The sequence below is a fragment of the Nitrospira sp. genome (assembly GCA_030653545.1).
GTDB lineage: Bacteria > Nitrospirota > Nitrospiria > Nitrospirales > Nitrospiraceae > Nitrospira_D.
In genome coordinates this window covers 114,519-132,063 of record JAURZE010000028.1, presented here as the reverse complement: position 1 = coordinate 132,063, position 17,545 = coordinate 114,519, and the positions used below count along the sequence as shown (strand labels likewise).

17 protein-coding genes are annotated in these 17,545 nt (G+C 58.2%); 2 read left to right on the top strand and 15 right to left on the bottom strand.

Going from position 1 to position 17,545, the window contains the following annotated elements:
• Position 1: 1 nt before the first annotated feature.
• Positions 2 to 1,198, bottom strand: a complete 1,197-nt coding sequence (locus Q7U39_15525; protein ID MDO9119372.1) for an efflux RND transporter periplasmic adaptor subunit — start codon at positions 1,196 to 1,198, stop codon at positions 2 to 4.
• Between the two features lie 195 nt (positions 1,199 to 1,393).
• Here Q7U39_15525 and Q7U39_15520 point away from each other — a divergent pair, with 195 nt between their 5' ends.
• Complete coding sequence (locus Q7U39_15520; protein ID MDO9119371.1) at positions 1,394 to 2,269, top strand: lysophospholipid acyltransferase family protein; 876 nt, start codon at positions 1,394 to 1,396, stop codon at positions 2,267 to 2,269.
• 22 nt (positions 2,270 to 2,291) lie between these two features.
• Here the strand turns inward: Q7U39_15520 and Q7U39_15515 are convergent, their stop codons facing one another.
• The 9 genes from Q7U39_15515 to smpB all read right to left on the bottom strand — a co-directional run bounded on the left by Q7U39_15515 (position 2,292) and on the right by smpB (position 8,224).
• Entirely contained in the window at positions 2,292 to 2,528 is a 237-nt protein-coding gene (locus Q7U39_15515) for a CDGSH iron-sulfur domain-containing protein (GenBank protein MDO9119370.1), read from the bottom strand.
• 21 nt (positions 2,529 to 2,549) lie between these two features.
• Positions 2,550 to 3,035 (bottom strand): VOC family protein, encoded by a 486-nt coding sequence (locus tag Q7U39_15510; protein ID MDO9119369.1) that lies wholly within the window; start codon positions 3,033 to 3,035, stop codon positions 2,550 to 2,552.
• Between the two features lie 16 nt (positions 3,036 to 3,051).
• Complete coding sequence (locus tag Q7U39_15505; GenBank protein MDO9119368.1) at positions 3,052 to 4,158, bottom strand: NAD(P)H-dependent oxidoreductase; 1,107 nt, start codon at positions 4,156 to 4,158, stop codon at positions 3,052 to 3,054.
• Between the two features lie 93 nt (positions 4,159 to 4,251).
• The gene (locus Q7U39_15500; GenBank protein ID MDO9119367.1) at positions 4,252 to 4,686 is read right to left on the bottom strand and encodes a VOC family protein; all 435 of its coding nucleotides are present in this window, start codon (positions 4,684 to 4,686) and stop codon (positions 4,252 to 4,254) included.
• A complete protein-coding gene (locus Q7U39_15495; protein MDO9119366.1) occupies positions 4,686 to 5,348 on the bottom strand; it encodes a DsbA family oxidoreductase in 663 nt (220 codons plus the stop codon). The genes Q7U39_15500 and Q7U39_15495 overlap by 1 nt, the downstream gene beginning before the upstream one ends.
• Positions 5,345 to 6,226 carry a pirin family protein gene (locus Q7U39_15490; GenBank protein ID MDO9119365.1) on the bottom strand — a complete coding sequence of 294 codons (882 nt, stop codon included), beginning with the start codon at positions 6,224 to 6,226 and terminating at the stop codon, positions 5,345 to 5,347. The genes Q7U39_15495 and Q7U39_15490 overlap by 4 nt, the downstream gene beginning before the upstream one ends.
• A 14-nt stretch (positions 6,227 to 6,240) precedes the next feature.
• The gene (locus Q7U39_15485; GenBank protein MDO9119364.1) at positions 6,241 to 7,098 is read right to left on the bottom strand and encodes an NAD(P)H-binding protein; all 858 of its coding nucleotides are present in this window, start codon (positions 7,096 to 7,098) and stop codon (positions 6,241 to 6,243) included.
• 25 nt (positions 7,099 to 7,123) lie between these two features.
• Positions 7,124 to 7,567, bottom strand: a complete 444-nt coding sequence (locus tag Q7U39_15480; protein MDO9119363.1) for a DoxX family protein — start codon at positions 7,565 to 7,567, stop codon at positions 7,124 to 7,126.
• A gap of 183 nt (positions 7,568 to 7,750) precedes the next feature.
• The gene (gene smpB / locus Q7U39_15475) at positions 7,751 to 8,224 is read right to left on the bottom strand and encodes an SsrA-binding protein SmpB (GenBank protein ID MDO9119362.1); all 474 of its coding nucleotides are present in this window, start codon (positions 8,222 to 8,224) and stop codon (positions 7,751 to 7,753) included.
• 58 nt (positions 8,225 to 8,282) lie between these two features.
• Between smpB and Q7U39_15470 the strand changes: the two genes are divergently transcribed.
• Positions 8,283 to 8,789, top strand: a complete 507-nt coding sequence (locus Q7U39_15470; GenBank protein MDO9119361.1) for a DUF721 domain-containing protein — start codon at positions 8,283 to 8,285, stop codon at positions 8,787 to 8,789.
• Here the strand turns inward: Q7U39_15470 and Q7U39_15465 are convergent.
• The 5 genes from Q7U39_15465 to dnaA form a co-directional block, all read right to left on the bottom strand.
• Positions 8,713 to 9,327: a hypothetical protein gene (locus Q7U39_15465; GenBank protein ID MDO9119360.1), complete on the bottom strand. Its 615-nt coding sequence runs from the start codon at positions 9,325 to 9,327 to the stop codon at positions 8,713 to 8,715. The genes Q7U39_15470 and Q7U39_15465 overlap by 77 nt on opposite strands.
• 32 nt (positions 9,328 to 9,359) lie before the next feature.
• The gene (gene gyrA, locus Q7U39_15460) at positions 9,360 to 11,828 is read right to left on the bottom strand and encodes a DNA gyrase subunit A (protein MDO9119359.1); all 2,469 of its coding nucleotides are present in this window, start codon (positions 11,826 to 11,828) and stop codon (positions 9,360 to 9,362) included.
• Between the two features lie 41 nt (positions 11,829 to 11,869).
• Positions 11,870 to 14,335 carry a DNA topoisomerase (ATP-hydrolyzing) subunit B gene (gyrB, locus tag Q7U39_15455; protein MDO9119358.1) on the bottom strand — a complete coding sequence of 822 codons (2,466 nt, stop codon included), beginning with the start codon at positions 14,333 to 14,335 and terminating at the stop codon, positions 11,870 to 11,872.
• A 155-nt stretch (positions 14,336 to 14,490) separates the two neighbouring features.
• Positions 14,491 to 15,615, bottom strand: a complete 1,125-nt coding sequence (dnaN, locus tag Q7U39_15450) for a DNA polymerase III subunit beta (GenBank protein ID MDO9119357.1) — start codon at positions 15,613 to 15,615, stop codon at positions 14,491 to 14,493.
• 27 nt (positions 15,616 to 15,642) lie between these two features.
• The gene (dnaA, locus tag Q7U39_15445) at positions 15,643 to 16,983 is read right to left on the bottom strand and encodes a chromosomal replication initiator protein DnaA (GenBank protein ID MDO9119356.1); all 1,341 of its coding nucleotides are present in this window, start codon (positions 16,981 to 16,983) and stop codon (positions 15,643 to 15,645) included.
• Positions 16,984 to 17,545 lie beyond the last annotated feature (562 nt).

Sequence of the window (17,545 nt, the reverse complement as noted above, 5' to 3'; positions counted from 1 at the left end):
TCTATCCTTGCTTGGGAGTGGGGGGCACGGGATCCGCCGCCGGCACCGCCGTCGATTTCCACGGCACGGCCTTCACCGGAGCGCCCGGACCGATGGTCATCAACCCGTTGACCACAACACGGTCTCCGGCTTTCAACCCGCCGTCGATCATCCATTGATCGCCCTTCCACGTGGAAGCGACGACGTCGCGGATCTGGACCTTCTCATCCGGACCAACCACATACACGAAGGGCCCTTGTGGCCCCTGCAGCACGGCTCGTTGCGGGATCAGGATGGCATCTGTCTTCGTGTCTCCCGTAAAGCGAACCTTTACGAACTGCCCTGGCAGCAGGGAACGATCCGGATTGGGAAAGGTGATCCGGGTCTGGCGGGAGCCGGTCTCGCTTCGCAACCCCGGCTCAAGCAGATCCAGCACGCCTTCATGCGGATAGGCCGTGTCATCCATCATTGTGAGGCGGCCCCGCAATTGATAGACGCCCGGATGGTGAATTTTCTTCGACTCGATGTCGCGCCGCCGCTTCAGAATAAAGCTTTCCGGCACATTCACGACTACAAACATCGGATCGACGCGATGGACCACCGTCAGCAAATCGGTTTGCGCCGACACGAGCCGTCCCTCGTAGTAACGGCTCCGCTCAATCAGTCCGCTGATAGGCGCCGTGATGAGCGTGTTGTCCAAATCGAATTGGGACTTGATGAGATCCGCCTTGGCCCCCTGGAGGGCGGCTTTCGCAGAAAGCTCTTGCGCCACGGCATCATCGACATCCTTCTGGCTCACGGCTTGTTCGGCAAGCAGCGGCTTTACTCGTTCCAGATCCTGCTTGGCCTGCACCAGCTTAGCTTCCGCCTGGGCAATCTTCGCCTTCGCGCTGGCGGCAGCAGCCTGGAACGGCACCGGATCGATCTGATACAGCCGACTCCCTTTTTTAACGTCCCGACCTTCGGGGTAGAGCACCGCTTTGAGCAAGCCGGTAACCTGAGAGCGGATCTCGACCGGGCGGGAGGCTTCCGCCTGGCCGATGAATTCCGGCTCATCGGGAATGGTTTGTGTCATCACGGTGATGACCTCGACCTGAGCCACCGGCGGCGCCGGCGCTGAACCGGCGTCCTGCTTGCAGCCGGAAACCATGATCCACGATGAGATGACCGCCAGGACGATGAATCGGACAAATATGGGTGATGGAGCAGAAACATTCATATTGAAGATCCCCTACCTACAGAGTCGCTGGGAGTCAGTCTACCTGTTCCCTCTCCTGTTTCTCTACCACCTCAATGCCGTAGGTCGGCATGCGATCTTTACGATTGCGGAAGCCCTTAGACTCACATATTCTTGGCCCTCGGGCAATCGACCCGCTTTACCGGCCGCCCCGCAGGGAGTAGGTACGCTCGTACAATGAAACATGCCTTTGAGTATGCCCTTGTCCGTTTCGCCGATCTGCTGTTCCAGGTGTTGCCACGCTCATGGGCCATCGGGCTGGGCGAACAGCTCAGTCTGGGCATCGCGCACATCATCACCAAACGGCGCGATCTCGTCCTGCACAATCTGGCCCTGTCGTTTCCCGAAAAGTCTGAGGCCGAGCGCGCGCACATTGCCCGGGAGGTCTGGCGCAATCTCGGCCGGCTGGCCGTTGAATTCTCCCGCGTGGCCGACTTTACCGACGGGTCGATCGACCGGTTGGTGGAGATCGAAGGCCGCGAGCATGTGGACTCCGCCCTCAAGGAGGGCAAGGGCATCGTCGGCCTGACCGCGCATTTCACCAACTGGGAACTGACCGGCGCACTGGTGCAGCGCGCCTTTGGGAACATGACCGTCATCGCCCGGACCGTCCGCAATCCGTTGGTCGATCGCTGGGTCTATGAGAAACGCACCGCCAGCGGGCTGACTATCATCCTCCCCAAAGACGCCGTGAAGGCCTCGCTCAAATGTCTCAAGAGCCGGGGCATCATCGGCATGATGATCGATCAGAGCTTGTCGAGCGGCGGCGTCTTCGTCGACTTCTTCGGCCGCCCGGCCTCCTCGACCACACTGCCGGCACTGCTACACATCCGCACCGGCGCGCCAGTCATGTTTGCCTATCTTGTCCGTAACGGGGAGCGCTTCCGACTCGTGTTTGAGCCCGTCGTCTTCCCACCGGTCGAGGATCCCGCAGCACGGATCCAGATCTATACCCAGGTCATGAGCACGCAATTCGAACAAGTGATCCGTCGCCACCCCGAAAGCTGGCTTTGGCTGCACAATCGCTGGAAACGACAGCCGGAAACGACGTAGGACTCACACTCCCTGAAACACGTTACAGCGCTTTATGGGCTCCGTCGCAGAACGGCGGATTCTTGGTCTGCTTGCACTGGCACAACGCCACCTGCTTCTTTTCGGTCGTCGTAAACTCCATGGGGGTGAAATCCGTGCCCTTGTGCGCCCCGTCGCAAAACGGCTGGCTCTTCGAGCGTCCGCAGCGGCACCAATAATAGGTGCCCGGCTCCAACGACAAGACTGCGGGTTGCTTGGCTGCGATGACCGGCTTTTCCATGTGTTGTCCTTCCTTGTGAGGTTATAAATAAAGCGGCTTGATCGGCGACACAACCGCCGCCGGATTGTTCTTCCACAACGATTCATCCGCATCGACATACACTTCGACTTCATTCCCATCGGGATCACGCAGGTACAAACTCTGGCTCACCGTGTGGTCGCTCATCCCGTCTATAGTCACACCCGCCTGCTCCAATTCCTGCTTCGCGGCACGCAATTCCTCCAGGCTGTCTCCCACCTTAATGCCGATGTGATAGAGGCCCCGACGCCGGCCGGTCGACGGGCCGGGCGCGTCACCGACCTGGATCAATAGCAACTCATGATGCGTCCGGCCGGACGTCAACGCCGCCGCCGCACCGTTGAAGATCCGGCCCACCTCTTTGAAGCCCAAGAGATCGCGATAGAAGCCGAGCGATCGCTCAAGATCCTTCACATAAAACACGACATGGCCGAGATAGTGCGCTTTCATTCCTGCACCCCACAGATAGGAGACACGATTCGTAAACACTGCTTCTGCTAATGACCTATCCCATCGGCTCACTATCGAGCTGATGCGCCTTGCGTCCGCCGCGGGCAAGCGGATGGTCAGGGAGCTGACCGCCGATCATGAGTTTCGCCAAATCCGCCGCGCGGACGACGAGTTCTTGCGCCCCCTTCAGAAGTTCCTGGCTGTCCTGTACTTCTTTGACATTCCGTTCCATGTCCTCGGCACTCCAGCCTCTGGAATGGGCGATAAACGGGAACTGCGGGAACTGGCAGCCAACTTCGGCGAAAAAGGTCATAAGTTGTCCCGCCACACCTTGGACATTGTCTTGGCCGCCCATGATGATGAATGCCGCCACTTTGTTTTTGAGCAGGTGTTTATTCGCGATGGTCTCCTGATTCTGGATGCAGTTCATCCGCTCGACCATCTTGTAATACAGGCTGCTGGCGTTGCCCCAGCGGATCGGGGTTGAAATGAGAATGACATCGGCCCAATGCACGATCGCTTCGTACACGCGGTCAAGCTGGTCCGTCGGATCCATCTGCGTGATCGAGCAGGGCCAGGTGCAGGCAGAAGCGGATTTCGAATAGAACCCCTCGCAGGCACGAAAGGTCAGCTCGCGGAGCTTGATGCATTGTGTCTCAAGTTGCAGCGCTTTTGAGGCATGCTCAAGCGCGACGTCCAACATCGCGTCGGACGTGCTGTACCGCGGATGTTCCAGGGTCATAACCGTCGTCGAGATCCCCACGACGCGGATCGGGCCGGCCTGGCGCACCACCGGGCGGGCGAGCAGATGAGGCTCGTGTTTCTGCTTCTTTCGTTTCGTCGCCGAAGCAAGATCCACGTAGAGCCGGCCGTTCTCCACTTTGGTCGCATAGGCCGGAACCTGATCCTGCTCGTACCCCGGCTCTCCTTGCCCGGTTTGGCGATGGAACTTCCAGTAGTGCCAGGGACAGACGACATAGTCGCCGTCAAGGGCGCCGTCGCCCAACGGACCACCGACATGATTGCAAATTCCTGAGATTGCGGAAAACGCCCCATCTTTATACGTCAGTGCGATCGTCGTCTTCCCGGAGGAAACCTCTTGCAGAGGCTTCTGCTTCAACTCATCGACGCTGCCAATGTCCGTCCATTGCGGGTCTGCCATAACAGGCTCCTCTAGTGTGAAGTCTCGCTGACGACCTTGCCCTCACAGATATGGGCAAATAGGTCAGTCAGCGTCGCTTGTCGACTCTCGTGCTCACGACCGTTTCTCCTTGTACGGCTTCCCCGTGAATGTAATCCCGGCCTTCTGCACTTCCTGATAGGGGAGGAGCCAGACCAACGACTCATCACTCAGATCGCCGACTTGAAAACGATTGCCCCAGGGGTCGCGGAAATCGCACCGCAAGCCGGACGCTGGCTTCAGCTTGTACTTGTTGATGAGCTTCTTCCGCACGTCCTTGATCTGTTGCTCGTCCCGAACCATGAGGCCGAAATGCTTCATGCGATCCGGCTGCAACGTGTCCACTTCGAAGATCGCCATGAACTGATGCTCGCCCAGCTTGCACCAGGCCGCGCCTTCACCCCCACGCAACATCTTCAAGCCAAAGACATCCGAATAGAACTTCACGGCCTTCCTGGCATCGGTGACTTCGATCACGATGTGGTTGCATCCGTAGACTTGCACGGCCATTACACACCTGCCTTTCGTTCAGTATGGTCCACCGCCACTCGCTTGAGCGCCGATACAAATGTCTCCACCGGTTGGGCACCCGAAATCGCATACGTCCCGTTCACGAAGAAGTAGGGAACTCCGCGAATCCCGAGCGCATGACCGGCGGCTTCTTCAGCCTTCACCTCCGCCGTGCCCTCCTCACTCTGGAGTACACGTTCCGCGACCTCCTTGCTCAACCCGGCACGCTCAGCCAGTCGGATCAGCGTCGCGCTCGATCCGATCTCCGCTCCCTCCTCGAAGTAACCACGGAACAGCGAATCGACAACCGCGTCCTGGCATCCTTCCCGTTCGGCTAACCAAATCAGTCGATGCGCCAGGAAGGTGTTCGGGGCCCGCGCGATCTTCTCAAATGCGAAAGCAATCCGCTCCGATGCTCCGGCGGCCAGCACATGCTCCTCCAGTTGCCGGAATGAATCCAGGCTCCCGAACTTGGCTTCGAGATAGGCCGTTCGATCCATCCCGTCCTTCGGCATCGTCGGATTCAGCTGGAACGGTCGCCAGGCTATTCGTGCGGCTCCGCCGAACTCCGTCAGCGCTCGTTCCAGTCGCCGCTTCCCGACATAACACCAGGGACAGACGACGTCCGAATACACCTCAATGTGAAGCCCCTTCTCCGTCACGATAAATGTCCCATCTTGCCGGCCTGATAATCCCTCGCCGCCTGCACCAACTCTTCACGGGTATTCATGACAAAAGGACCATAGCGAGCAATCGGTTCATCGATCGGGGTACCGCTCATCACCAGCAGCCGACTTTCCGCGCTCGCGTCGACCGTGATCTGCGAACCGTTCCGCTCACAGACGATGAGTTCGGCTTCGCCGGCCTCGCGTGACCCGTTCACCGAAACACGGCCCTGCAACACGAAGATCGAGCTGTTGTCCCCATCAGGCACCGTCAACGAGGCACGACCGCCCGCGTTCACCTGCACGTCATACAATTGAATCGCCGTGAACGTGCGCGCCGGGCCCTTCTGTCCCCCATTGGATCCGGCGATCACGCGCAACGTCCCGCGACCATCCAGATCGACGACCGGAATATCCGCGTTCAGAATCGTCTGGTAGCCCGGTGCCGACATTTTCGACGCACGCGGCAGATTCACCCATAACTGAATGGCATGGAGCGTGCCGCCCTTCTTCGCAAAGGCCTTCTCGTGAAACTCCTCATGGACGATTCCGGATGCCGCCGTCATCCATTGGACATCGCCAGGACCAATGACGCCGCCGCTGCCGGTCGAGTCACGATGCGCCAGCACGCCTTCATAGACGATCGTCACGGTTTCAAATCCCCGATGCGGATGTTCTCCCACGCCGCGCGGATGGTCTGTGGGGGGGAAGTACTGCGGCCCCGCGTAGTCGAGCATGAGAAACGGATCGACCGCCCGATCGAGATCGTTACTCGGGAAGAGATTCCGCACAGGAAATCCATCGCCGACCATGTGTGCAGATCCGGGCTGATAGACACCGAGCACAGTCTTTGTCTTTGTCGTGTCTGTGGCCATGATGGCCTCCTTTCTTACGCCAGGCTTCGCAAAGCCTCGGCAAGCGTGACGGTGCCCCGCACGAGTCGCTCGGGATGTTCATACCCGATCGCGCCCTTCGCAAAGGCTGCGTACATCTCTTCGAATAAGGTAGCCGCTTCCATGGAGAACCCGAACGACGTGAACATCGGCACCACCGCGTTGAGCGGCGCATGTTGCGCCGACACCGACTTCCCCAAAATCTGTCCGAGTGCGGCTGCCACATCATTGGGACTGTACTCTTCCGGTCCTGCCAGCTCTATAACCTGTTTACCCCGGCCGCCCGCAATCAACTGTTCCGCTCCCGTGCGGCCGATATCCCTGGTCGAAATCATCGGCACCCTGGCTGTCGGTGCGATGAAGGTCGGCAGCAGACCCTGGCCCTTCGCCATGCCGATTCCCGGCGCCCAGTTCTCCATAAAATAACAGGGGCGCAGGATGGTCAGATTCTTCGCGACGGCTCCCAGTGCCTGTTCTCCGTAACGAGCGGCCCGGATCGGCCCGGTGCCCCCCGCAATGTGGCCGCCGACAGATGATAGAAAGACGACGTGCGGGACTCCGCTGGTCTTCACAGCTTCCGCGGCCTGATCCATCCGTTGCCGTTGTTCGGAGAGCCAGGCCGTTGCCCCGTAGTTCGGTGGAACCAGCAGGTAGACGTCGTTCGCGCCCGCCAAGGCTTTGGTCATCGCGGAGATATCTTCCAGCGACGCAACCGCAACGTCCGCCCCCTTCGCTTTCCATGCGGCACCTTTATCCACTGAGCGCACAACGACCCGCACCGGCTGCTTGCGCGCCAGTAACGTTTCCACAACCGCCGATCCTGTGTGTCCGGTAGCACCAAGTACGACAAACATCGCCGTTACTCCTTTCGTGTGTGCGTCAGAACCGTTCCGCCAGCTTCCCGTCCACCGACCATTTCCCGCCCCCGGTTACCAGCAGCGCCGCTGCAATGCCGATCACTAAGAGATGATACTCGTAGCCTTCACCCTGTTGCTGCCCGAACCAGTTCATAAAAAACCCGTGGGGCAGATGGGCCATCGTGACGGCCCCGAGCATGATGACGATGAGAGAACCCGCACTGAACCTCGTCAGGAATCCACTTACCAGACCGAGGCTTCCGAAAAACTCTCCAATGATGACCAGGAGAGCAATGATCCAGGGCAAACCCAGCTTCTGGGTAAAGAACCCCATCGTGCCGTCGAAACCGAATCCACCATACCAGCCAAGCAGTTTCTGCGCTCCGTGCGGGAACATCACCAGACCCAACGTGAGCCGCAGGATCATACCGGACCACCCATCATCTGTTCGAAAGAACGCCTTCATATGGCACCCCCAAAGTGAGTTAGCTGAACGGTCACCCCAGGAAGATAGTTCTAACTAGGACTAAAGTCAAGTCGCAAAAATACCCGTGCCGTTAAGGCCAATTACTCACACTGAATCCAATGCTTATGATCGATGGAAATGGCTCTGCATGCGCCGTGAGCCGTGGGGAATCGGGGCGAAAACCTACTTCCGGTCTTTGATGGCCCGTTCGACCTCGCGTCCGGCTTCGCGCGTCTTGATGGTTTCTCGTCGATCGTAGAGCTTCTTCCCTTTTGCCAATCCAAGTTCCAGCTTCGCGCGACCTCGGTCGTTGAAGTACAGGCGGAGAGGGATGAGCGTCAGCCCTTTCTGTTGCGTCTTGCCGAGCAGCTTGTTGATCTCTTTCTTGTGCAGGAGCAGCTTCCGCACCCGCATCGGATCGTGATTCATCATATTGCCATGACTATAGGGGCTGATATGGCAATGGTGCAGAAAGACCTCTCCGTCGCGCACCGACGCATAGCTGTCCAGCAGATTCACGCGTCCGTCCCGAAGAGACTTGACCTCGGTGCCTAACAGCACAATCCCGACTTCGAACTTCTCTTCGATGAAATAGTCGTGATACGCTTTCCGGTTCGTGACGACGGCTTTGTATTGATCCTCTTTTTCTTTCGACATATCGCTCTGACTCGTTCGATGCCTTGACCCTCTTCGCGCTCCAAGCCTAAGATGGCCTATGGTTAGCTCCGGTCCTCTCGTCTCGTTCGGTACGATCCTCTCCAGCGTGGCCAAACAACTCGGCTTGGAAACGCGGCTCATCGAGGTACGCATCCAGCAACAGTGGCCGGCCCTCGTCGGAGAACCGATCGGCTCGCATACCTGGCCCGTCCAGATCCGCTTCCACAAACTCTATCTGCTCGTCGAAAATTCCGTGTGGCTCCAGCAACTGACGTTCCTTAAGCCCGCCCTCTTAGCCAAACTAAATACCGAGGCCGGATCGGAACTTCTGACGGACATTGTGCTGCGCGTAGGCGAGATTCCTTCGCAGCAACCGGAGCCCGCTCCGGCGGCTCCGACCCCTCAAAACACCGGTGCGTCCGACCAAGAGCTGGCCGAGTTCGCAGCCCATGCCTCTGCCATTCAGGACCCCGGTATCCGCCAGCGCTTTAGAGAGGTGATATCGAATTATCCTTCTCTGGCGATTCCGCTTCCACCGGAAGGGGATCCGTCACGCGTCCCTTGAACAGCACGCGCGTGGCCGCCGAGAGTTCGCCCGCCTTGGGCAGAGGGCCGACGCCACCCTCCTCCTCCTCATCGTGCAGTCGATAATATCCGCGAACGGACTTCTCGAACTCTTTGGCGATCGTGGCGTCGCCGGCCACATATTTCGCGAGCATCTCGGGATCGGTCCACCCGTCATCATCGAACACATACACGAGCATGCGCCGATACCGGCTGCCGGCATCGTCCGGCGTCGTGGGCCGGATCTTCATAGGGCCGAAATCGTGGGTCTGGTGCCCCACCTTTCGAAACCGGTTCAACAAGGTCTCGATCTGCTGGTCGGTGGTTCCCGGAGGCACATGCGTCGCGACAAGATGGCCGTTTTGCGATCCGACGCTATAGGGAGGAATCGACCGGTCCGGGCGACTGAGATACATGCCGCCCCAAATGAGCGCGAACGACCCGACGAAGACCGCGAGCGCCAGTTTCACGACCGTATCCAACGGCTTTTTGGCCTTGGGACCGGCAGGGAGCGTTGAGAAAGGTGCCTGCTCGTGCATGAAAGACTTGTGCGGCGAGACAGGCCGCTGGGCTAGGCCTCCGGTTGATCCTCGGGGATCGCCTCTACCACTTCTGCCAACCGGGCCACCCCCACGACGCGATCATCATCGCCGTCGAGGTCCAGCACCCGTACACCTTGGGTATTCCGGCCGACTTCTCGAATGTCGTCGACTTTACAGCGCAGCAACTTGCCCTTCGCCGCCATCAACATGATTTCGTCGCCTTCGCGCACTTGGAGGAAGCCGACCGCCAAGCCGTTCCGCTCCGTGGTCTTGACGCTGATGATGCCTTTTCCGCCGCGACCTTGGACTCGGTAATCATTCACCGGCGTGCGCTTCCCATACCCGCCTTCCGTGACGGTCAAAATCGCGGTCGTCGAATCGGGTGTAATCGTTTCCATACCGATCACTTCGTCGCCTGGTTCCAGCGTAATACCCTTGACGCCGTGGGCGGTCCGGCCCATCGACCGGACATCTTCTTCTTTAAAGCGGATCGTGATGCCTTGCTTCGTACCCAGCAGCATTTCGCGCGACCCGTCCGTCACATGCACCGCAATGAGCTTATCGCCCTGATCCAGCGATAGGGCAATGATGCCTCCCTGGCGCGGATTGCTGTAGGCCGACAATTCCGTCTTCTTGATCACGCCCTGCTTCGTCGCCATGACTACGAAGCGATCGTCTCGATACTCCTTCACGGGCATCGTGGCTGTCACCTTTTCATCTTTCGACAGCGCCAGCAAATTCACCAGGGCCTTGCCCTTGGCGCCGCGGCTGGCTTCGGGAATCTCGTGCACCTTGAGCCAGAACACTTTCCCGGCATCGGTAAAGAAGAGCAGAGAGTCGTGCGTCGACGCCGTGAACAGCGTCTCGACGAAGTCTTCGTCTTTGATCCCCATCCCGATCTTGCCTTTTCCGCCCCGGCGTTGCGCGCGGTAGAGCGAGACGGCATTCCGCTTGATGTAGCCGGTATGGGAGATCGTGACGACGACTTCTTCTTCGGCGATCAGATCTTCGAGGCTGATCTCCGCTTCTTCTTTGACAATCTGGGTCCGCCGCTCATCTTTATAGGCCTCGCGGACTTCCGCAAGCTCGTCCTGAATGATCTTCCGCACCAGGGCCGGGCTCGCCAGAATGGACTTCAGATACTCGATCTGCTTCAGCACGTCTTTGTATTCCTCGATCAACTTCTGGCGCTCCAGCTGCGTGAGGCGCTGCAGCCGCATTTCCAGAATGGCGGAAGCCTGGATCTCGCTCAACCCGAACTGGCTCATCAATCCCGCGCGGGCTTCGTCGGGCGACTGCGCGCGGCGAATGAGAGCGATCACCGCATCCAGATTGTCGAGGGCAATCTTCAGCCCTTCGAGAATATGGGCGCGCTCCTCGGCCTTTCGGAGTTCGTACGCGGTCCGGCGCACAATCACTTCGCGCCGGTGATCCAGGAAATGGGACAGAATCTGTTTGAGGTTCAGCACCTCCGGACGGTTATTGACCAGCGCGAGCATGATCACGCCGAAGGTCGTTTCCAGCTGCGTGTGCTTGAAGAGATTGTTCAAGACGATCAGCGGGATTTCGCCACGCTTGAGTTCAATGACAACACGCACTCCTTCGCGGTCCGACGATTCATCCCGCAGGTCGGCAATGCCCTTGATCCGTTCATCCTGCACGAGCTCGGCAATCTTCTCGATGAGCTTGGCCTTGTTGACCTGGTAAGGCACCTCCGTAACGATCAGCCGTTCACGGTCGGTACGCTCATCCGACTCCACGTTGACCTTGGCGCGTACCTTCAACAGCCCGCGGCCGGTCTCGTATGCATCCTTGATCCCGCTCATCCCATAAATGAATCCCGCGGTGGGGAAGTCGGGGCCGGGAATCTTCTTCATCAATTGAGCGATGGTCACATCGGGGTTCTCGATCAAGAGCAACAACCCGTCGATGACTTCGCCCAGATTATGCGTGGGAATGTTGGTCGCGTAGCCGACCGCAATCCCGCCGGCCCCGTTGATCAGCAGATTCGGGACTCGCGTCGGAAGCACAAGCGGTTCTTGCAAGGACTCATCGTAGTTGGGACCGAAATCGACTGTCTCCTTGTCGATATCGGCGAGTAGCTCCTCGGCTAGCTTCGTCATGCGCGCTTCGGTGTACCGCATAGCGGCGGCAGAATCGCCGTCCATCGACCCGTAGTTCCCCTGGCCGTCGACCAGCGGATAGCGCATGTTGAAGTCCTGCGCCATGCGCACCAGCGTGTCGTAGATCGCCGAGTCGCCATGGGGATGGTAGTTACCCATGATCTCGCCGACGATCTTGGCCGACTTGCGATAAGCGCGATTGTGGGCCAGGCCCATTTCGTTCATGCCGAAGAGAATCCGGCGATGGACCGGCTTGAGCCCGTCGCGCACATCCGGAAGCGCCCGCCCTACGATCACGCTCATGGCGTAGTCGAGGTACGACGACTTCATTTCATCTTCGATCGCTATATAACCGAGCCGTTCATCTGCGGGCATTCAGAACTCCTCGTAACAAATGACGCGAGTGCGTCACATCACTACACATCTAAATTTCTGACTTCGAGCGCGTGCGCCTGAATGAAATTGCGGCGAGGCTCGACCTCGTCGCCCATCAAGATCGTAAAGATTTCATCCACGCCGGGCACATCTTCCAGCTTCACTTTGAGCAGGGTCCTGGTTTCCGGATTCATCGTGGTCTCCCACAACTGCGACGGATTCATTTCCCCCAGACCTTTGTACCGCTGAATGCCCAGCCCCTGCTTGCCGATCTCAATGATCGTCTTCACCAGGTCGGCCGTGCCGGAGAACTGCTGCTCCTGCCCCTTCGCTTTCAGCTTGTAGGGCGCGCGTCCCAGCCCGATGGTGGAGGGTGCTAGTTTCTGGAGTTCGCGGAAATCGGCCGACCCGACGACTTCGTGCGTCAGATTCATGCTCAGCACGATGCCGTTGCTCGTGATCCGGCAGATCACTTTGTTGGATTGATGCTCCTCGTCCTCGACGATGGTCAGCTCCGCGGTCGCCTTGGGATAGATGGCTTCCAACACCCGCTTGGCATTGGCTACCACTGTCCTGAGCGCCGCCTGATCCTTGAGCAGTTCGCGATCCAGGCCGGGCTCGTCCACGAAGGCCCGAAGGATATTGGCTTCATGATGCTTCTTGTTCAGGCGAGACAGAAACGTTTCAAAGGCGACCAGCTTTTTCAGCACCGGCAGGAGCCGGCGACCCGTGATGTATCCCTGAGTGTTTTCCACATAGACCTCGACCTCCTCGACGGCGAGATCGGCCAGGTGCTCGTTCAGGAGCCCTTCGTCCTTCAAATACTTTTCCGACTTGCCCTTCTTCACTTTGAAGAGCGGCGGCTGGGCGATGTAGATATACCCGCGCTCCAGCAGCTCCGGCATCTGGCGGAAGAAGAACGTCAGCAACAGGGTCCGGATATGGCTTCCGTCGACGTCGGCGTCGGTCATGAGAATGATCTTGTGATAGCGCGCCTTGGCGATGTCGAACGAATCTTTCTCGGGCTTGTCGCCTTCTTCCCGTCGACGGCCGATGCCGGTGCCGAGCGCCATGATCAAGGTGCGGATTTCGTCGCTGGAGAGCATCTTGTCGAACCGGGCTTTTTCCACGTTGAGGATTTTGCCCTTGAGCGGGAGGATGGCCTGGTACTTCCGGTCGCGGCCCTGCTTGGCGGAACCGCCGGCCGAATCTCCCTCGACGATGTAGAGCTCGCTCAGCGCCGGATCTTTCTCGGCGCAGTCCGCCAACTTGCCGGGCAACGAGCCTCCATCAAGCGCGCTCTTCCGGCGAATCAGTTCCTTGGCCTTGCGGGCGGCTTCGCGCGCCCGGGCCGCATCGATGGCCTTGCCGATGATCTTTTTGGCGACCGCCGGATTCTCCTCGAAATAGGTGCCGAGCGCCTCGTTGACCGCCGCTTCGACGATGCCCTTCACTTCGCTATTGCCGAGCTTGGCCTTCGTCTGCCCTTCGAACTGCGGATTGCGCACCTTCACACTGACGACCGCCGTCAACCCTTCACGCACGTCGTCGCCGCTCAAGGATTCAGTCTCTTTCTTGAGCAGATCGTTGGCGTTTGCGTAGCTGTTGATCGTGCGCGTCAGCGCCGCCTTGAAGCCGACGAGATGCGTTCCGCCTTCTTTCGTATTGATGTTGTTGGCGAAAGAAAACAGATTCTCCGCATAGCTGTCGTTGTATTGCAGCGCCAGCTCCAGGATCATGTCGGGCTTTTCGACATTGACATAGATCGGCTTATGGATCGGCGTCTTGGCTTCGTTGAGGTGCTCGACGAAGGAGACGATACCGCCCTTGTACTTGAAAATCTGTTCTTTTTCTTTGTGCTCATCCTTCAGCGAGATCTCCAGGCCCTTATTCAAAAAGGCCAGTTCGCGCAGCCGTTGCGCGAGAATGTCGAAGCTGAATTCAAGCGTCTCGAAGATTTGTCCGTCCGGCTTGAAGGTGACCTGAGTGCCGCGCCGCTTGGTCTTTCCGGTCATCTGGAGCGGGGCATCGGGTTTGCCGCGCTGATACCGTTGTGTAAACACCTGGCCGTCCTGCCAGATTTCCAACTCCAGCCATTCGGAGAGCGCGTTGACCACGGAAATGCCCACCCCGTGCAGACCGCCCGAGACGGTATAGGCGCCCTGCTCGAACTTTCCGCCGGCATGGAGCACGGTCAGCGCCACCTCGGCCGCGGATTTCTTTTGCGTGGAGTGCATGCCGGTCGGAATGCCCCGGCCGTTGTCGACGACGGTGACACTCCCGTCGATGTGAATCGTGACCTCGATCGTCTCCCCGAATCCAGCCATGTGCTCGTCGACGCTGTTGTCGACGACTTCATAGACGAGATGGTGGAGGCCGTCGACGCCGGTGCTGCCGATGTACATCGCCGGGCGTTTCCGCACGGCATCGAGACCTTCGAGGACTTTGATCTGGTCGGCGTTGTAACTGTCTGACTTGGGCTTGCTGATTGACTCGTTCGTGGCCATCCGTCTCCTACTCTCTGGTCGAGTTCCGCTGCGTATGCTCAACGTGCTCATCCGGCAAGGCCGCAGGCAAGAAGAAACCGGAAGCGTACCCTCTGGGGTACGTTGAGGATTTCTTCGAGCCGAGAACGCCGCTGGGGAGCATGTTCAGCATCCAATTAGATTTTAATCGGCATCACGACACACTTGAACCCAGGATTCTCGGCTTCCTGAATCAAGCACGGGCTGAGCGGCGTGTCCATCTGCAACGTGATGGTTTCGCTGTCCATCACACTGAAGACGTCCAGGAGATACCGGGCGTTGAATCCGGTCTGCAGCGCCTCACCGTCATAGGTCGCCGGCAACTCCTCGGTCGCTTCTCCGTAGTCCGGGTTGCTCGAAAACAGGACCATATGGCCCGGCGCAAAAGAGAGTTTCACGGCGTTCGCCTTGTCTTTCGACAGGACCGACACACGCCGCAACGCGCTTTCCAATTCGAGGCGGTTCACACTGATCTTCTTGCCGCCCTCTTTGGGGATGACCTGCTGATAGTTGGGATAGTTCCCTTCCATCAAGCGCGAGGTCATGAGCAGGCCGCTTTTCCGGAAGATCATGAGGTTCTTGGTAAACCCGATCAGCGGTTCGCCTTCGCCCCCCTCTTCCAACAGCCGTCGCATTTCCTGCGCCGCTTTCTTCGGAACAATGGCTTTAATTTCCTGAGGCCCGCCCTTGCCGGCTTTGCCCACTTCCTGTTCCGTCACGGCCAGACGATGGCCGTCGGTACCCACAAGCCGGAGCGAGGTCTTCTTGTCCGTGACGACCAGGGTCACGAGCAGGCCGTTCAGAATATAGCGCGCATCATTGTCCCCTGCGGCAAACAACGTTTTCCGGATCAGTTCCAACAGCCCGGCGCCGGAGAGCGGAATCAAGCCCTCGCGATCGATCACCGGCAGGGCAGGGTACTCGGAACTGGGCAGCCCGACGATCTTGAACTGGCTCTTGCCCGCTTGAATCGTCGTCCAATTGTTGTCGCCCGAGGTCAACTCGATCTCGCCGGCCTTCAACTCCTTGATGATTTCATACAGTTTGCGCGCCGAGACGGTCACACCGCCCGGTTGCAGCACCGTGGCCTTATAGAGTCCGCGCATGCCGATTTCCAGGTCTGTCGCGACAATCTCAACCCCGTCCTGTTTGGCTTCCAGCAGAATGTTGGAGAGAATCGGCATGGTGTTCCGTTTCTCCACCACGCCTTGCACACGCTGGAGACCCGTCAACAGTTCATCGCGCCCGATGCGTACCTTCATAGTGTCTTCTCCCTCAACAGGACGACCTCAACCCCGTAGGATCTGTTCCTTCAGTTTTTCCAACGTCGTCTGCATGGCCGGATCCGCGTCCTTCGCCTTCGCCACCTGGCGGCAGGCATGGATAATCGTCGTATGGTCCTTGCCGCCGAAATGACGGCCGATCTCCGGATACGAGGCATCGGTCAGTTCGCGGCAGAGATACATGGCGATCTGCCGCGGATGGACCAGCGTCTTGCTTCGACGGCGGGACTTCAGCTCGTTGATCTTCACGTGAAACTGGGTGCAGACCACATCCTGGATATCTTCCATCGCCACGATCTTCTTCTTGTCGCCGATGAGATCGCGCAGGACCGTCTTGGCCATCTCCAGCGTAATCTTCTGCCCCGTGAGCGACGCAAAGGCTCCCAATCGCACCAGGCTGCCTTCGAGCTCACGAATATTGCTCTTCAGCGTGGTCGAAAGATACTGGATCACATCCTCGGGAAGCTGGATCCCCTCATCCTCGGACTTCTTCCGCAAGATGGCGATCCGCGTTTCAACATCGGGCGGCTGCAGGTCGGCGATGAGCCCCCATTCGAAGCGGGACCGGAGCCGCTCTTCGATATCCGGCATGTCTTTCGGAAACCGGTCGCTGGAGAGGACGATCTGTTTGTGTCCTTCGTACAACGCATTGAACGTATGAAAGAACTCTTCCTGCGTCCGCTCTTTGCCGGCCAAAAACTGGATGTCGTCGATCATCAGCATGTCGATATGCCGATAGCGCTTCCGCAAGTCCATCATCTTGTCGTAGCGGATCGAGTTGATGACCTCGTTGGTGAATTGCTCGGTCGTCAGATAGGCGATCCGGAGATCGGTTCGTTCCGCCACATGATTGCCGATCGCATTCAGCAAGTGCGTCTTTCCAAGCCCCACCCCCCCATAGATAAAGAGGGGGTTGTACGCTTTCCCCGGCTGTTCAGCAACCGCCATACAGGCGGCATGCGCGAACTGGTTCCCGGCGCCGACGACAAAATTCTTAAAAATGTACTTGGGGTTGAGCTGAATCCCCCGCCGCGGCTTAGGCTGGGTGACGGTCTTGGCAGCCGTCGCGACCGCAGCCTGATCCTGCTGCTTGGCCGATTTCTGATCGACCAGGAAAGAGACGGCGACATCTCCACCTCCACGCGCAGCCGAGACCGCTTCGGCGAGAAGCGGACCATAGTGGGTGCCCAGCCAATCGCCAAAGAACTTATTCGGAACACCAATATGGGCTGTCGAGTCCTCAATCCGATCCAGGTGTACCGGAGTGAACCAGGTGTCGTACACCTGCTTCGGTACCTTCCCTTGGATAAAGTGAAGCGCCTCTTGCCAAACCGTGTCGATACTCATAACCCTTTAAAATTCCTATACACAGGCTTATACACACCTGTGGACAACCTGGCATCCCTCTTCAAAATTCCGAGTAATTTCTGACCTGAAAGGAATCGCTGATTACCACGTACCCCCGTATATTGTCGAGTTGGATTTTCCTTATCCACTTCTACACACACCCTATACCACCCAACTCAGGCGGTTCATACAGAGGAAATCCACAAACTCATCAGACAGGAGTCTGTCTCTATTGTTCTATCTTTCCAACAACGTACGAGCTATTCCCACTATTCTTCTTACTACTACGACTCCGACTACTCCTACGAGTTTCTTATCTTGGTAAAGATAATAAGAAGTCAGAGCAGAATAACCTTCGTATGGGCAAACACCAAATCCAAGAGATCTTGGTCCGCTACCTTGACGGAAGTTAAAGAGTCGTTTCGACCGTCTTTCCGCACATGCTCGGCAAAGCTGGTAGAAGAAGCAGGCAATCCTTCTTCTAGAAGTACATATCCGGACTCCTGAGAGGTGAAAAGACTGGATTCGATCCCCGTTACAGGCTCCCGGAGAAGATACAGAC

What these genes read in the sequence shown, in the direction of transcription:
- dnaN (MDO9119357.1), bottom strand. Translation starts at nt 15,615, where the DNA reads ATGAAGGTACGCATCGGGCGCGATGAACTGTTGACGGGTCTCCAGCGT.
- Q7U39_15490 (MDO9119365.1), bottom strand. Translation starts at nt 6,226, where the DNA reads ATGGCCACAGACACGACAAAGACAAAGACTGTGCTCGGTGTCTATCAG.
- gyrA (MDO9119359.1), bottom strand. Translation starts at nt 11,828, where the DNA reads ATGCCCGCAGATGAACGGCTCGGTTATATAGCGATCGAAGATGAAATG.
- Q7U39_15505 (MDO9119368.1), bottom strand. Translation starts at nt 4,158, where the DNA reads ATGGCAGACCCGCAATGGACGGACATTGGCAGCGTCGATGAGTTGAAG.
- Q7U39_15465 (MDO9119360.1), bottom strand. Translation starts at nt 9,327, where the DNA reads ATGCACGAGCAGGCACCTTTCTCAACGCTCCCTGCCGGTCCCAAGGCC.
- Q7U39_15525 (MDO9119372.1), bottom strand. Translation starts at nt 1,198, where the DNA reads ATGAATGTTTCTGCTCCATCACCCATATTTGTCCGATTCATCGTCCTG.
- Q7U39_15480 (MDO9119363.1), bottom strand. Translation starts at nt 7,567, where the DNA reads ATGAAGGCGTTCTTTCGAACAGATGATGGGTGGTCCGGTATGATCCTG.
- gyrB (MDO9119358.1), bottom strand. Translation starts at nt 14,335, where the DNA reads ATGGCCACGAACGAGTCAATCAGCAAGCCCAAGTCAGACAGTTACAAC.
- Q7U39_15500 (MDO9119367.1), bottom strand. Translation starts at nt 4,686, where the DNA reads ATGGCCGTGCAAGTCTACGGATGCAACCACATCGTGATCGAAGTCACC.
- smpB (MDO9119362.1), bottom strand. Translation starts at nt 8,224, where the DNA reads ATGTCGAAAGAAAAAGAGGATCAATACAAAGCCGTCGTCACGAACCGG.
- Q7U39_15485 (MDO9119364.1), bottom strand. Translation starts at nt 7,098, where the DNA reads ATGTTTGTCGTACTTGGTGCTACCGGACACACAGGATCGGCGGTTGTG.
- dnaA (MDO9119356.1), bottom strand. Translation starts at nt 16,983, where the DNA reads ATGAGTATCGACACGGTTTGGCAAGAGGCGCTTCACTTTATCCAAGGG.
- Q7U39_15520 (MDO9119371.1), top strand. Translation starts at nt 1,394, where the DNA reads ATGAAACATGCCTTTGAGTATGCCCTTGTCCGTTTCGCCGATCTGCTG.
- Q7U39_15470 (MDO9119361.1), top strand. Translation starts at nt 8,283, where the DNA reads ATGGTTAGCTCCGGTCCTCTCGTCTCGTTCGGTACGATCCTCTCCAGC.
- Q7U39_15515 (MDO9119370.1), bottom strand. Translation starts at nt 2,528, where the DNA reads ATGGAAAAGCCGGTCATCGCAGCCAAGCAACCCGCAGTCTTGTCGTTG.